The 13,663-nt window shown below is 55.5% G+C and carries 17 protein-coding genes; 1 reads left to right on the plus strand and 16 read right to left on the minus strand.

Going from position 1 to position 13,663, the window contains the following annotated elements:
• Positions 1 to 307: 307 nt before the first annotated feature.
• Complete coding sequence (gene ppdK, locus AB1I49_RS10275; protein WP_186833066.1) at positions 308 to 2,935, plus strand: pyruvate, phosphate dikinase; 2,628 nt, start codon at positions 308 to 310, stop codon at positions 2,933 to 2,935.
• A 166-nt stretch (positions 2,936 to 3,101) separates the two neighbouring features.
• Here ppdK and AB1I49_RS10280 read toward each other — a convergent pair whose 3' ends face one another.
• From AB1I49_RS10280 to AB1I49_RS10355, 16 genes are all read right to left on the minus strand, one after another.
• Positions 3,102 to 3,578, minus strand: a complete 477-nt coding sequence (locus AB1I49_RS10280; RefSeq protein WP_186833067.1) for a putative phage tail protein — start codon at positions 3,576 to 3,578, stop codon at positions 3,102 to 3,104.
• Positions 3,575 to 4,606, minus strand: coding sequence for a baseplate J/gp47 family protein (locus tag AB1I49_RS10285; RefSeq protein ID WP_316610642.1), 1,032 nt, complete (start codon positions 4,604 to 4,606; stop codon positions 3,575 to 3,577). The genes AB1I49_RS10280 and AB1I49_RS10285 overlap by 4 nt, the downstream gene beginning before the upstream one ends.
• A gap of 22 nt (positions 4,607 to 4,628) precedes the next feature.
• On the minus strand, positions 4,629 to 4,961 hold the full coding sequence (locus AB1I49_RS10290) for a hypothetical protein (RefSeq protein ID WP_186833069.1): 333 nt from the start codon (positions 4,959 to 4,961) through the stop codon (positions 4,629 to 4,631).
• Complete coding sequence (locus tag AB1I49_RS10295; protein ID WP_316610644.1) at positions 4,958 to 5,287, minus strand: phage baseplate assembly protein; 330 nt, start codon at positions 5,285 to 5,287, stop codon at positions 4,958 to 4,960. Before AB1I49_RS10295 ends, AB1I49_RS10290 begins: the two co-directional genes overlap by 4 nt.
• Position 5,288: 1 nt before the next feature.
• Entirely contained in the window at positions 5,289 to 6,203 is a 915-nt protein-coding gene (locus tag AB1I49_RS10300) for a hypothetical protein (protein WP_407720927.1), read from the minus strand.
• The gene (locus AB1I49_RS10305; protein WP_405318337.1) at positions 6,197 to 6,709 is read right to left on the minus strand and encodes a LysM peptidoglycan-binding domain-containing protein; all 513 of its coding nucleotides are present in this window, start codon (positions 6,707 to 6,709) and stop codon (positions 6,197 to 6,199) included. The genes AB1I49_RS10300 and AB1I49_RS10305 overlap by 7 nt, the downstream gene beginning before the upstream one ends.
• 99 nt (positions 6,710 to 6,808) lie before the next feature.
• Positions 6,809 to 7,171: a hypothetical protein gene (locus AB1I49_RS10310; RefSeq protein WP_316610647.1), complete on the minus strand. Its 363-nt coding sequence runs from the start codon at positions 7,169 to 7,171 to the stop codon at positions 6,809 to 6,811.
• On the minus strand, positions 7,168 to 7,605 hold the full coding sequence (locus AB1I49_RS10315; RefSeq protein WP_316610648.1) for a hypothetical protein: 438 nt from the start codon (positions 7,603 to 7,605) through the stop codon (positions 7,168 to 7,170). Before AB1I49_RS10315 ends, AB1I49_RS10310 begins: the two co-directional genes overlap by 4 nt.
• The gene (locus AB1I49_RS10320) at positions 7,592 to 7,948 is read right to left on the minus strand and encodes a hypothetical protein (RefSeq protein ID WP_316610649.1); all 357 of its coding nucleotides are present in this window, start codon (positions 7,946 to 7,948) and stop codon (positions 7,592 to 7,594) included. The genes AB1I49_RS10315 and AB1I49_RS10320 overlap by 14 nt, the downstream gene beginning before the upstream one ends.
• Positions 7,948 to 8,304, minus strand: a complete 357-nt coding sequence (locus AB1I49_RS10325) for a hypothetical protein (protein WP_316610650.1) — start codon at positions 8,302 to 8,304, stop codon at positions 7,948 to 7,950. The genes AB1I49_RS10320 and AB1I49_RS10325 overlap by 1 nt, the downstream gene beginning before the upstream one ends.
• A 12-nt stretch (positions 8,305 to 8,316) precedes the next feature.
• Positions 8,317 to 9,324: a phage major capsid protein gene (locus tag AB1I49_RS10330; protein WP_407720928.1), complete on the minus strand. Its 1,008-nt coding sequence runs from the start codon at positions 9,322 to 9,324 to the stop codon at positions 8,317 to 8,319.
• 18 nt (positions 9,325 to 9,342) lie between these two features.
• Positions 9,343 to 9,678, minus strand: coding sequence for a hypothetical protein (locus tag AB1I49_RS10335; RefSeq protein ID WP_316612032.1), 336 nt, complete (start codon positions 9,676 to 9,678; stop codon positions 9,343 to 9,345).
• Between the two features lie 14 nt (positions 9,679 to 9,692).
• Complete coding sequence (locus tag AB1I49_RS10340) at positions 9,693 to 10,673, minus strand: hypothetical protein (RefSeq protein WP_407720930.1); 981 nt, start codon at positions 10,671 to 10,673, stop codon at positions 9,693 to 9,695.
• The gene (locus tag AB1I49_RS10345) at positions 10,666 to 11,811 is read right to left on the minus strand and encodes a serine/threonine protein phosphatase (protein ID WP_407720931.1); all 1,146 of its coding nucleotides are present in this window, start codon (positions 11,809 to 11,811) and stop codon (positions 10,666 to 10,668) included. Before AB1I49_RS10345 ends, AB1I49_RS10340 begins: the two co-directional genes overlap by 8 nt.
• 10 nt (positions 11,812 to 11,821) lie before the next feature.
• Positions 11,822 to 13,066 (minus strand): PBSX family phage terminase large subunit, encoded by a 1,245-nt coding sequence (locus AB1I49_RS10350; protein ID WP_407720932.1) that lies wholly within the window; start codon positions 13,064 to 13,066, stop codon positions 11,822 to 11,824.
• Positions 13,059 to 13,562 (minus strand): terminase small subunit, encoded by a 504-nt coding sequence (locus AB1I49_RS10355; protein WP_407720933.1) that lies wholly within the window; start codon positions 13,560 to 13,562, stop codon positions 13,059 to 13,061. The genes AB1I49_RS10350 and AB1I49_RS10355 overlap by 8 nt, the downstream gene beginning before the upstream one ends.
• Positions 13,563 to 13,663: the final 101 nt, after the last annotated feature.

Raw genomic sequence — 13,663 nt, forward strand, 5'->3', positions numbered from 1 at the left:
CGTTTATCCGAGAGTATTTGTGCCTGATATTTCCGTCTTGGCACAGTTTTTTACACTATTAATATTATCGCAGAAAAGCCGAAATTTCAAGTGAAATAATCAAAAAATCGCTTGTCAAAGCCATTTTAAACGATTTATACAATATTAATAAAATTTAGTGTTGTTTTTTATAAGAAAAATTTTTTAAAATATATAGCTATTTTTAACAGAATTTGGTATAATACACTGTAGGCATATAGTTTGGCAGGACTGCCTTTGGGCATTTTTGCTACAGCCAAATTATTTTTCATTAGGAGGATGATTTCCAATGGCAAACAAATGGGTATACCTTTTCTCAGAAGGTAATGCGAACATGCGTGAGCTTCTCGGCGGTAAGGGCGCTAACCTTGCTGAAATGACCGGCATGGGTCTTCCCGTACCCCAGGGCTTCACAATTACTACAGAGGCTTGTACTCAGTATTATGAGGACGGCAAGAAGATCAATGACGAGATCCAGGGCCAGATTAACGAGTACATCGGCAAGATGGAAGAGATTACAGGCAAGAAGTTCGGCGACAAGGAGAACCCGCTCCTCGTTTCCGTACGTTCAGGCGCAAGAGCTTCCATGCCCGGTATGATGGATACAATTCTTAACCTCGGTCTTAACGAGACTGTTGTCAACACCATCGCTGAGATGTCCGGCAACCCCCGTTGGGCTTGGGACTGCTACAGAAGATTCATTCAGATGTATTCCGACGTTGTAATGGAGGTCGGCAAGAAGTACTTCGAAGAGCTCATCGACGAGATGAAGGAGAAGAAGGGCGTTAAGCAGGACGTAGAGCTCGACGCTGACGACCTCAAGGAGCTGGCTTACCAGTTCAAGGCAGAGTACAAAGAGAAGATCGGCAAGGACTTCCCCGACGATCCCAAGGAGCAGCTCATGGGCGCTGTTATGGCTGTATTCCGTTCATGGGACAACCCCAGAGCGAACGTATACCGCCGCGACAACGATATCCCCTATTCATGGGGTACTGCCGTTAACGTACAGTCAATGGCATTCGGTAACATGGGCGACGACTGCGGTACCGGCGTAGCCTTCACAAGAGATCCCGCTACCGGCGAGAAGAAGCTCATGGGTGAATTCCTCACAAACGCTCAGGGCGAGGACGTTGTTGCAGGCGTTCGTACTCCCATGCCCATCGCTCAGATGGCTGAGAAGTTCCCCGAGGCTTTCGAGCAGTTCCAGCAGGTTTGCGCTACTCTCGAGAACCACTACAGAGATATGCAGGACATGGAGTTCACCGTTGAGCACGGCAAGCTCTACATGCTCCAGACCAGAAACGGCAAGAGAACCGCTCAGGCTGCTCTCAAGATCGCTTGTGACCTCGTTGACGAGGGCATGAGAACAGAGGAAGAGGCTGTTGCGATGATCGATCCCAGAAACCTCGATACTCTCCTCCATCCCCAGTTCGACCAGGCTGCTCTCAAGGCTGCTACTCCCATGGGCAAGGGTCTCGGCGCTTCCCCCGGTGCTGCATGCGGCAAGATCGTCTTCACTGCTGAGGACGCTGAAGCTTGGAACGCTAAGGGCGAGAAGGTCGTTCTCGTTCGTCTTGAGACCTCTCCCGAGGACATCACCGGTATGAAGGCTTCACAGGGTATTCTGACCGTTCGCGGCGGTATGACCTCTCACGCTGCCGTTGTTGCCCGTGGTATGGGTACCTGCTGCGTATCCGGCTGCGGCGACATCGTTATGGATGAAGCTAACAAGAAGTTCACTCTCGCAGGCAAGGAGTTCCACGAGGGAGATTATATTTCAATCGACGGTTCTACCGGTAACATCTACGACGGCGCTATTGCTACAAAGGACGCTGAGATCGCAGGCGAGTTCGGCAGAATCATGGCTTGGGCAGACAAGTTCAGAACCCTCAAGGTTCGCACCAACGCTGACACACCCGCTGACGCTAAGAAGGCGAGAGAGCTCGGCGCCGAGGGTATCGGTCTCTGCCGTACAGAGCATATGTTCTTCGAAGAGGACAGAATCGCTGCGTTCAGAGAGATGATCTGCGCTGACACCGTTGAAGAGAGAGAAGCTGCTCTCGACAAGATCCTTCCCTATCAGCAGGGCGACTTCAAGGCTCTCTACGAGGCTCTCGAGGGCTGCCCCGTAACCATCCGTTTCCTCGATCCGCCTCTCCACGAGTTCGTTCCCACAGAGGAAGAGGACATCAAGAAGCTGGCTGACGCTCAGGGCAAAACCGTTGATGAGATCAAGGCTATCATTCAGTCTCTCCACGAGTTCAACCCGATGATGGGTCACCGTGGCTGCCGTCTGGCTGTTACCTATCCCGAGATCGCAAAGATGCAGACAAAGGCTGTTATCCGCGCTGCTATCGAGGTTCAGAAGGCTCACGCTGACTGGAACGTTAAGCCCGAGATCATGATTCCGCTCGTATGCGAAATCAAGGAGCTCAAGTATGTCAAGAAGGTCGTTGTTGAGACCGCTGACGCTGAAATCGCTGCTGCAGGCGTAGAGCTCGAGTACGAGGTTGGTACAATGATCGAGATCCCGAGAGCTGCTCTCACAGCTGACGAGATCGCTACTGAGGCTGACTTCTTCTGCTTCGGCACCAACGACCTCACCCAGATGACCTTCGGCTTCTCACGTGACGACGCCGGCAAGTTCCTCAACGCTTACTATGACACCAAGATCTTCGAGAACGATCCCTTCGCTAAGCTCGACCAGACAGGTGTCGGCAAGCTCATGGAAATGGCTATCAAGCTCGGCAAGCCCGTTAATCCCAAGCTCCACGTTGGTATCTGCGGCGAGCACGGCGGCGATCCCTCATCTGTAGAGTTCTGCCACAAGATCGGTCTTGACTATGTATCCTGCTCACCCTTCCGTGTGCCGATCGCAAGACTGGCTGCTGCTCAGGCTGCTGTTAACTCTAAGTAATTCCTTAATTAAAGGTATACAATAACAAACAAATCAGCTCCGTCTTTGAAAGACGGAGCTTTTTTGCGTTTATTTTAACCCCGCCGTTGATGGACGTTTCTAAAAATGAACGTCATCATAGGCGGGAGAAAGCGCCACCGGCGCGCGGAGCTTTTTTGCGTTTATTTTACGTATTATATTCAAAAATAGTTTCAAAGGTCACGGGAGTAAAGGCTTTTACACTCTTCTCAAAGTCCGCCTTCTGCTCGGCGGTAAGCGAATCGTTCACGGTGATAGTGATTTTGCAGTGACGCTGCACGATCGTCACAGAGTAATCCGTGACGCCCAGCGCCTCGATAAGCTGATTGAGATCTGCGCTGCCGTGACCGCCCGAGGCACGTGTTTCGCGGAGCATAAGCAGCTCGCGGCGCCTTGCGAGCGTCAGGTCAGTTCTCTCCTTGCCAATGAATTTCTCGCGCTCGCTTATGCCGTAGGTTTGGGCTGTCGAGACAAACGCCTCGCGCAGCAGGACATCAAGCTCCGTGTAAATTCTGTCGAGCTCGACCGCATACGCCTTCAGCTCGCAGTCCACAGCGCCGCCCTGTTCAATGCCGTACAGACCTGTTTGGAGCAGCTTTGTGCTCATGGATTCATAAGCCGTCATGCGCTCACCCCTATCGTCACGTCGCCGGGCATAAAGCAGGTCGCCGCGGTCGAGCCGATATCGCGCATTGCCACGTCATACTCGTAGTTTTCGATACAGCCCGTGTCGAGCATGTACTTTCCGAGCGCCGAGAGATAGAACCTCTCGCCCATCGGGATAGAATAGATATAATCAGCAAAGGCGTTCTCGATCGCAACGCGCACGTCCTCGGCGGTGTAGCCCGCCTTTCGTGTTACAGTAACATCGAGGTCGACATTTCTCAGCACGGCGGGGTAAGCTGTAACCATTGCGCCGACGCAGTCGTTTTGTGAGAGAAGGGCGTTCACCCTGCTGACTACCGCGTTGGAAACCTGCTCGCGCAGACCGCAGACGTATACGCCAGCGGTGCCGTAACCGTCGGTTCGCTCTACTACGCCCGCCTTCTCAACGCCCTCGACAGTGAGCACGAGGTTTTTGTAATAGTCCGCGTTGAGTCCGTTCGGCACGGCGGTGTAGGTCTTGAGCACGCGCTCGCGGAGGTTGTTGTCGCTCTCCTCGTCGCTGCCGCCCGTGAATCGCGAGGCGTTGTAAACCGAGCTTACCGCCGCAGGAACCGTGACGGGAATCGTGGCGGCGTTCGCGTTGATGTTGCCGCGGTAGCCTGCAAGCTCAGCCTCGGCATTGATCGCCGCTGAATATGTAGCCTGCGGAATTTCGCCGTCCTCGGTCGTAACGAAGCGGACGGGAATCTCGTCGTCCGTCGCGACAACCGTACCTCTTGGAATTGGCACGGCGTAGTTGAGGGTTTCGGAAAGACGGAAGGTGATCTGACCCGTCGCCTTTACCGCCGCCTTGCGCGTGAGTCCTCGCTGCGCCGCGAGATTGTCGAGATTTTCGCTCGTCGCTGTGGCGGCGAACATCTGCCGCTTCGTCCAGTCGAGGGTCGTCTGCATGTTGTAAATCTCGCCCGCGAGCACCTTGAGGCGAATGGCGATATCGCTCGCCTCGTCAACCTCGAAGCCGCTCTCCTGCTCGTAGCGTTCCTTCATTCTGCTGTATATCGCGTCATAGTTATCCGTAGTGACGCACCTCCTTTGTCCTTGTTTCTCCGTTAACGCTTATCTCCGCGCGCACACCGTTATACGTAACCATAAACGCACGCGCCGAGGTGTTTTCACAGGGTGCAAGCGCCTCACAAAACGCCCTGTCGTATTGCTTAAGGAGCGTATCCCCCCATATATTTTCGCAGTCCGCGCCGAGCTCCCTGTCGTAGATAAAGCAGCCCCTTTTGGCGCTCATGCGGATCAGCGCGCGCTGAAACTCAGAGTCGCTTTCCGAGAGCAGCTCTGCTCTGCCCGCGCTGTCGAGGACAATATCTCCGTACTCCCACTTCACATCTCTCATTCGATCACCCTGCCGTTAATCAGCACCGTGCCGTCGTTCTTGAGTACGATCGAAGCTCCGCCGCTCGAACGCAGCATAACTTCGCCCTCGCTGAGGTTTTCCGCAGCGGCGAGCACACCGATACTGACCTCTCCGTCGTCGAGAGGCAGCACAACAGCCCTTTCTCCCGCAGGAGGAATGCTCAGCACGCCGTACGGCGCGCAGATGGGAAGGTTTTTGTGCTCGCCCGAGGACACTACGGAGCTGCCGTCGTTACCCTGAACATCGCCCTTTACGGCGTTCGGCGGAGCGATGGAATTTTTCGTCATATAGCTCATCAGCCACATATTAACTCTCCTTTCTCAGGCTCACGGCGGTGAACTCACCCTTATCACTCAAGCTATAGCTGAGTCCGACCGCCAAAAAGCCTTTTTCGCCGTCTATCACGGCGGATTTTCCGAGAATATCCGTCAAGTCACCCGCGCACTTGATTTTTACAAGCCTTGATTCACGGTTACCCTTCTCTATGATGCGGCGCGCGGTGTCAAGGCTTATGTTATCGGCGACGGCGTTGACATAGCGCACGCGGGTCAGCGCGGCAGCGTCGGGATTGTCATTTACAACGCGCGAATCGTAGCCACCCGTGTTCTTCAGCCGTACCCTCGTCTCCGAAATAAGCTTGTACCTGCGAAGGCTGTCCGTCATCTCGAGGATACGGACTCCGTCCGTGCCTAATACCACCTCACCCTGTGCGCGAAAGCCCTTTAAAAACGCCCTCGTGTCCGCAATCCGCGGCGTCGCTCCGTAGCGCTTGGCGCAGTAGCTTTCGAGCACCTGCCAGTGCGACATTCCCTTGTCTATTTTAAGGCTGTCGTAGAGCGGATGCCGCTCTTCCTCGCAGGAGGTGATCCCGAACGGCTTGAGGTGGCGGTCGAGCATCATCTGATTCGACGGATTTGCATAAACAAGCGGCTCAGCCTCGTTGTCAAGCAGACGGGCAGCAAGACTGCGTGCGTTCAAGCGCAGCAGGTGCTTTCCGCTTTCTCTGACAGAGATGCTCTCGTCTATCTGGCCGATAAAAACGCGGCTGTCACCCGAATAAGCCGAGAGCATGTCCGCGTTTTTGCACAACCTGTCCGAATAGGGAACCGTTACGCTCAGGCTGTCGGCAGGCACGTCAAGCTCGCTGTCCAGACGCGCGGACAGCACGCTGTTGAGCGGTAATTCGCTCTTGTCCGTAAGCGTCAGTATGTATTTCAGCAAAGCCTGACCACCTCTCCCGCCGTGAGAATATCGGGTCGCTTCACCTGCGGATTCAGTCGCACCAGAGTGTCGATATCGATTCCGAAGCGGTAGGAAATATCCCAGAGAGTTTCGTTTTCGGCAGCGATTATTTCGCGCCGCTTATCTTCGCGCTCCTCCATCAGCTCGCGGAAAGCAAAGCTGTAGCTCAGCACGTCGGGACGAGGTTTTCCGACAAGCTTCAAACTCTCAAACTCCGCGTAAACGGACGGCATACCGGCGATAGTCAGAACTCCGCTGCCGCCCTCGCGGAACAGCGCAAGCAGCTCCTTGAACTGCTCAATGCAATCATCACCGAACAGCTCGCCCTCACCTGAAATACGCATATTGTGTCTGCCTGTGTTCTGAACGACGCTCTTGTCAAAGGGAGCGAGCGTTTCGTTGAGCTGCTTTGTATTCTCAAATACAATCTCGCGCGGATTGTGGTGCCAGCTGTAGCCCTTGAATTTCATCGGGACCTGTTTCACGAGCCGCTCACCTCTTCCTCTTCGTCGAGCTTGCGGCTGTAGCGCAGACTCTCCTGTTCAAGAAGCTCGCTCAGCTTCGAAAGATTAAGCTCGTTGATCTCAGACATTTTCCACGCTCCTCTCTCCCGCCAAAATCATAATAGTGTACTCCACCGCCGAATCAGGCAGGATCTCACATTTCACATTTTCTACGCAGCAGTCAGTGTAAACAACGCGGCTGCTGCCGAACGTCAGCGACACCTCCGACGGATTGAGTCCGATGGAAGAATACGGCTGAAGCCTCATCCGCAGCTTGACATAATATGCGGCATTGGAAAACTGCGCTACGGGCACGTCGGTCAGATATTCCTCGATTTTTTCAACGGTATTATTCTGACCGCATTCGACTGCCAGCACGCCTCCGACAACGACGCCGTCCGCGCTGACAGTCACGTCCTTACCCTTGAGATAGGTCACATTCATACGGAACCCTCCTCGCACAGACAGAATTCCAGGCGGAAGCCGATTCTGCGGAATATCGTGTTCAGCTCCGTGTCGAACTCGATCGAGGATACGGACGCGTCGGAAACGATCCCCGCCGTGTCGGCGGTTTTCAGACCCGCGAGCATCTCTCCCGCGAGCTCCGAAAGACCGCTGCCGTTGCCGCCGTTCGGAGAATACAACCTGATTTCAACGGCGGCAGAGTACATCTCGCCCTTGAGCGAAGATGTGGCGTCGCCGCCGATGAAAGCGCTCTTGCGCTCGGCACTGTTGACCCCGACCGCCGCGATAAATCCGCTGACGGGAGTTTCAATCGGCTCGGCGGAATACTCCCTGACGAAGCGCACTCCGCTCAGCGCGGGTATCTCCTTGAGTCCGAGCACAATGCCGTCCGCCTGTTCGTTAATCTGAGTCATAGTCGTCCTCCCGTCTTGCCCCGAAGGGCACCATAATCGCCCAGACATAAACCGGTCTGTCCTGAACAAAATAGGTTTCGCACCTTTTTACAATATATTTTCCGCCTACCGATTCTATTACAGATGCGTTGGCGTGAAGCGGTACGTCGGGCTGTCCGATATACAGGTACCTCTCGCGGTTGAGAGCGCCGAGGCTTTGCTGCTCGCCGCCGATATAGATTTTGTTTCTGTAGCGAAGCGGCTCAACGATTGCCCGTGTCCTCACGCTGGAGCTGCCCTGAGTAATTTCGACGTCGCCGCCGAATTTCGCGATGGAATTAGACACCGCGCCCATAAGACTCATTAAATCACAATCCTTCCGAAAATAAAGCCCTTTGTGTCAATCAGCCCCGAGTACTCGCTGCACAGACTGCGCCACAGCTTCTCCGCGCCGCCCTCACGGGCGGATGACGTGATTTTCACGTCACCCGCGGTAAAGGAAGTGAGGTTGTCGGCATTGCAGATTTCAAAGAGCCTGTACGCATAGGCGGCGGCGAGAAACTCAAGCGCTCCCGTCTGCGCCTCGTCGGGTGAATCAACCGTGGAATGCGCCTCAATATACGCGAGCGCGTCCTCAACAAGTCCGCGCCAGCGGCACATCTCGTCAGGCTTTACGCCCGAGAGCATCATAAAACGCTCGTCTACATTTGCAATGTTCACATTCTCACCTCATCATGTAGTGAGCATCTTGCTCGCCTCAGTGAAGATTTTCGCGAAGCCTGCGGTGCAGGTGATTGCCGCGCGCTCGAGCTGACGGTCAATGAGCTTATCGTAATCGGTCACAACGCCGCCTGCCTGAACCATCTCAAGCGCGCAGTTCTTGTCAAGACCGATGAGTCTGCCCGAAGCCATCTCGGGCACGTGCAGAAGGGTAGCGCCCATGGGAGTGATCATCTTGCCGGTACCCTGGAAGTCAAGACCCGCGTGTGAATCCTGCATCTGGGGAAGAGCGAGGATCTTCTGCATCTCTGCGGTAGGCGCGAGAATGGTGTTGAGCTCGTAGGGAGCCATGTTCGCCCACAGCTTGACCATGTCGCCGTAGGTCAGAGTGCCCGCAGTTGCAGGAGTGATTACCGACGCGGCGTTGCCGTTGCCGTCACCGTTGATCAGAACCTCAACAGCGTCATGAAGCTGAGCGCGGGCAATATACGCGCCGATCTGGTTGAGAGTGACTGTGAAGAGGTCAAGTCGCTGGAAGCGCAGAGCCTCGTAGGAAGCGACGAGCATTCTACCTCTCTTGTGGAGCTTGACGAGGTTCTCGCGGGTTCTGACGGTAGTCTGGGGAATCGCGGCGCCCTCGCCCACAATCTTGAGGCTCTTCTCGTCGTCCGTCGGAGCGGACACGATGCTTCTGTAGTCCATGCCCTCGATGTCGGTGACGGTTGCAACGAGATTGGGGAGAATATCGGCTCTCTCCATACCCTGACGAACCGCGCGGCTCACATACTCGGGGAAAAGCGCCGCGGAGTTAGAGGTCTGGAAGAACTTCTCAACACAGTCGCTGCCTCTGCCGCTGACTCTGATGTCGTAGCGCTTGAGCTGACGGGAGAACGCGTCAAGTCCCTCAAGAGAGGTGCCGACGTAGTTCTCGCTGGGGTCGAGCTTTTCGAGTGCCTCGGTAAGACCGCCCTTGGTCTGGTACATACCCTTCTCAATGTTAATATTTTCAAAAGTTGCCATAAAAATACCTCCTGTTTATTAAAGAATGATTCCGACTCTTGTTGCGTCCGCGTCAACGACAAGATACTCTCTGCCGTTGGCGTTCGCGGCTACCTTGCCGGAGCTGTTCGCGGCAAGAGTCTGGTAACCGACGGTGATTTTTGCCGCCGCGGGGAATTCCGCATAGCCCGCGACCTGAACGGCGGCGTAGCCGTTTCTCAGACCGACGCAGATGCCGATGAACGGGTCGCCGTTGCCGCTTACGGTAACAGTGCCGTCGGCGCTCATCTTGACGGGAACGCCTGTTTCGGTGAGCGCTGACGCCGCGATAAAGGTGAGCACGTTTTCGTTGAAGCCCTTAAAGTTTACATTCATTTCAAATACCTCCGTTAAATATGATACTGTCCGTTAGCGTCGGACTTGGTTGACTTTTTCTCGGTGTAGAGCTGGGGAGCGACGGGAATAAGCTCGGCGCGCTGCTTTTCAAAGGCGGTTTTGAACTCCTTGAGCTGCGCTACCGTCATACCCTTTGTCACACTCTCCATTGTTTCGCGCGAAATACCCGGCTGTACCGCCGCCGAAAGGCGCAGCACCTCCGAGGTCAGACTGTCGCGGTAATACACGCCGTCCTTGGCGCTCTGCTTGAGGCTGTCGATGTATTCGAGCAGCTTTTTGCAGTCGCGGTCGCTGAAGGTTGCGCTCTGACCGCGCGAGAGCTTTTTCATAATTCCTTCCATATCCATTTCCTTTCCGTAAGCTGTCTTTGTCACGCCCGCGTTCTTCTGAGCGGGAACCGCGACAAAGCTCCATTCATATGCGTCGTAAGGCTCTGTAAGCTCGCCGCAGCAGAGCTTTCCGCCGTAGGTTTCGCCCTTTCTGTGCGGGCACATGCCGATATCCTCGCCGCAGACGTTGCAGAGGATTTTACCGACCGCGCAGCCGACGCTGACCTCCTTGACGATACCGCTGTCGAGAGCGGCAATCAGCTCAGAGTTGCCCTCGGTACGCGGCAGATAGGCGCGCGCCTTGAGGCAGAAGTATTCGTCGCCCGTCGCTGTGGTGCGCGAAGCGACGTTCTCCACCTTGCACGAGATGATTCTCGCGGTCTGGTTCTTGGCGCTGGGGTCGTGGTCAAAAATGCCCGTCTTGCCGACAAAGAGCTTTTCGAGCGCGAACAGCGATTCCACGGTAAAGCGCTCGCCGTCGCGGTCGACGTCGTTGTCACAAAGCACGACGGTAAAGACGTATACCTCGCCCGCAGTCAGCGTCCTTCGGGTGTAGGTATTTATCAGCTCCAGCTCCTCAGCCGTCGCGCTGCCCGCGTCGGAAGCGACTCCGCCCGCGGCCGCCTTTGTGATTTTGTTATCCATCTTCTTCCTCCCAACCGATTTCATTTTCGAGCTTCTGCGCCTGCGCGTTGTTAAGCCTTGCCTGCGAGAGCTCGACCGCGTCCTGAAGGTTGATGTCGTCCCACTCGACGCGGAACGGCGTATTGCAGCCGCAAAGCTGCAGATGAGTGCGCACAATGCGCCTGATCACAGGCTCGAGGGTGTCGCGGTAATATTCGAGCTCGCTGGTGAGGATATCCGCCTGCTGGCTGCTCATGCGCTCGGTGCTCGACCACGAGAGTCCAAGCAGAAACGGCGGAATGCCGAGCTTTGAGGTGATCTGCTCGAGCAGAGCCCTGACGGGCACCTCGCACTCGGGCATGATATTCTCAGAGCCGATGACCTTTACGCTCACATCTCCCACAGACACGAAGTCGCACACGCTGTCGCTGCGCATGGCCTTGCGCCACTCGTCGGCGATCTGCTGGGCGTTTTCCTCGCTGAACACTCCGTTGTCGGGCTTGTAGGTCACGGCAAAGCGGACGTCGCCTACCCTCTCCCAGTTATTTTTTACAGACTCAAAAATCCGCAGCAGGATACCGCTGACAAACGGCAGACCTCTGAGAAGCGAAGTTCCTCTGGCGGTACCGGCGCGCTGATTGAGCAGCGACACAACCACCAAATTCTGATACTTCACGGGAGTGGTGCCGCCTGCGTCGCGCCTGCACACGAGCAGATTGAGCGGCGAACCGTCGGCGCGGATTTCCACATCGTCGAGCCGTGCGTTGTAAACCGCGGCGACGCCCTGTCCGTCGGACGAGGGTATCATCTCACCCACCGCCTCGCCGTAGGTGAGCATAGTGTCGAGGTAGGTGTAAATAAATCCGTGCAGTCCCTGGTCGGTGCCGTTTGACTTGACCTCCTCGACAAAATGCTGCGCCAGACTCTCGCACTCCGAGCTGTCCGAGCGGATATGAAAACCGCCGATAAGCCTGATAATCTTGCCCAGCGCCGCGTCAATCATCGGCACTGACTCCCTGAGCGCCGAATAGAGCTGTCTTTCCGCGCTCGTCTGAGCCGCGTAACGCGAGAGGCTGAACAAGGAGCTGTCGCAGGTACTTTTCGGAACCGTCTGAGCGACCCGCTTCACCTCCCTGCCTTGCTTTTTTCTACCAAACATTGTTTTCCTCCTATCTTGCGGCGGCAATCACAGGTACGAAGCTGCCGCCGTCCATTAATGTTGTCACGAAGTAACGTATGTCGTCCATCGCGTGATCGTTCTGCTTGACGGGCGCGTCAGTGTGGCGTTCGCAATCCCAGCGGTAGAGCGAAAACTCCCGCCGCGCCGCCTTGCAGGTGTCGCAAATGCGTATCCTGCCGCTCTTGAGCGCCTGCGACACGCGCCTGATACCGTTGACAACATTGTTCTGCGCCGGCACCACCTGAAAGACTCCGTGCCTGCGGATAACCTCGATGAAGCTCGCCGCCGAAGGGTCGACAGCGACGGCGCGGATACGCCTGTCTCCGACCAGCTCACAAAGTGCGGCGTAGTGCTCCTCGTCGGTTTTCTGAAAGCCCTCCGTGCGCGAGTCAAAGTAGTACTCGTCAATCCTGTACCAAACATCTCCGCGCTTGCCCCATAGCCCGAAGGAAGCGGGATTGACCGTGCCGTAGTCGCAGGAGACCGCGTATTCGCCGAAATCTCCGGACGGCACACCGTAGTAATACTTCTCGTCCGCCATAAAGGGATAGACCGCGCCGTGGACGGCGACCCACTTTCCCTTGACGAAGCGCTCATAGAAAACACCCGAATACAGGCTCTCGTACCTGCGCTTGACCTCCTCGGACAGCGACGGATTGTCATCCATCGTAAAGTGGAGATACAGAGCGTTTTTCTGCTCCGCGCCTTTTATCCACTCAAGATGGAACCAGTGCTCGGGGTGCTCTGGATTGCAGTTGAACCAGAACCGCGAGCCGTCGACTGAGCAGCGCGCGAGCGCCTGCTCCACAAACGAGCGCGGCATCAGCGCGACCTCGTCGAACAAAACTCCCGATAGCGTCATTCCCTGAATCAGAGCGGCTGACGCCTCGTCCTTTCCTCCGAATAGATAGAATCGGTTCGTCCTGCCGCGGTAGGTCACGAGCAAAAGGTTCTGGCTGAGCTTCTCCTCGCACGAAAAGCCGAGAGATTGCAGCAGCGCCGTTATCGGCGTAATCATGTTGCGCCGCAGCGAGCGAATTGTCTTGCCGCATATCGCGAAGTCTCCGTTGCCGCCGAAGTAGAAGCTCCAGATGACAAACGACAGCGACATACAGAAGGTCTTTCCGCTCCGCACAGAGCCGTCGCAAATAATCGCGTCGCGGTCAAAGTCGCGCGACTTGCGGTGCCACCAGCTCAGTACTTTGCGCTGCTTTTGCGAAAATGTTTTAATCATCGCCCTCACTTCTCTCGGCTACGCTGCCAATCGCGTCGTACAGACTGCCTGAGCTTTCGCGCTCCATACTGAGTGAAGCGAGCTTCTCAAGCGCCCTCGCGCGGTCGAAGAACTTGATTTCCATTGCGCCGTCCTTCGGGCGTCTTATCTCGGACACGAGGAACAGATCCATCTTTCCGAGAGTCTCTCGGCTCGGGTTTTCCTCGAACAACAGAGACGCCGCGTCAGCCGCGCTGCCGAAGGCAAGCCGCTGATAGCCGATCACCGACAACGCAGTAAGCAGTCTGCCGCGCAGTTCCGAAAGACGCTCAAGCTCCGCGCAGATTTTTTCATTGCACAGGAGCCTCTCTCCCTCGGAATCGGGATTGCGGAAACCCGCGCGCCGTGCCGAGAGCTGCGCGTCGCCCGACTGCATAAAGCTCAGGCAAAACTCCCTCTCCCGAGCGGTCAGCTTGTTTTTGATAACCGTCACCTCCAATAGATTTTCGAAAGGCAAGTCTGCCTTTCACCTACCCCTCAAAAAAGAAAAAAATTGCATAAAACTATGCAATTCAAAAAATTTTTTATTCTGACATAAGAAAAAGCGGCAGCCTCTTT

The sequence above is a fragment of the Ruminococcus sp. NATIVEDY160 genome (assembly GCF_045819885.1).
Taxonomy (GTDB): domain Bacteria; phylum Bacillota; class Clostridia; order Oscillospirales; family Acutalibacteraceae; genus Ruminococcoides.

Coding starts and splice junctions, on each gene's coding strand:
- ppdK (WP_186833066.1), top strand. CDS start 308: ATGGCAAACAAATGGGTATACCTTTTCTCAGAAGGTAATGCGAACATG.
- AB1I49_RS10280 (WP_186833067.1), bottom strand. CDS start 3,578: ATGACGGCTTATGAATCCATGAGCACAAAGCTGCTCCAAACAGGTCTG.
- AB1I49_RS10285 (WP_316610642.1), bottom strand. CDS start 4,606: ATGAAGGAACGCTACGAGCAGGAGAGCGGCTTCGAGGTTGACGAGGCG.
- AB1I49_RS10290 (WP_186833069.1), bottom strand. CDS start 4,961: ATGAGAGATGTGAAGTGGGAGTACGGAGATATTGTCCTCGACAGCGCG.
- AB1I49_RS10295 (WP_316610644.1), bottom strand. CDS start 5,287: ATGTGGCTGATGAGCTATATGACGAAAAATTCCATCGCTCCGCCGAAC.
- AB1I49_RS10310 (WP_316610647.1), bottom strand. CDS start 7,171: ATGAATGTGACCTATCTCAAGGGTAAGGACGTGACTGTCAGCGCGGAC.
- AB1I49_RS10315 (WP_316610648.1), bottom strand. CDS start 7,605: ATGACTCAGATTAACGAACAGGCGGACGGCATTGTGCTCGGACTCAAG.
- AB1I49_RS10320 (WP_316610649.1), bottom strand. CDS start 7,948: ATGAGTCTTATGGGCGCGGTGTCTAATTCCATCGCGAAATTCGGCGGC.
- AB1I49_RS10330 (WP_407720928.1), bottom strand. CDS start 9,324: ATGGCAACTTTTGAAAATATTAACATTGAGAAGGGTATGTACCAGACC.
- AB1I49_RS10335 (WP_316612032.1), bottom strand. CDS start 9,678: ATGAATGTAAACTTTAAGGGCTTCAACGAAAACGTGCTCACCTTTATC.
- AB1I49_RS10340 (WP_407720930.1), bottom strand. CDS start 10,673: ATGGATAACAAAATCACAAAGGCGGCCGCGGGCGGAGTCGCTTCCGAC.
- AB1I49_RS10345 (WP_407720931.1), bottom strand. CDS start 11,811: ATGTTTGGTAGAAAAAAGCAAGGCAGGGAGGTGAAGCGGGTCGCTCAG.
- AB1I49_RS10350 (WP_407720932.1), bottom strand. CDS start 13,066: ATGATTAAAACATTTTCGCAAAAGCAGCGCAAAGTACTGAGCTGGTGG.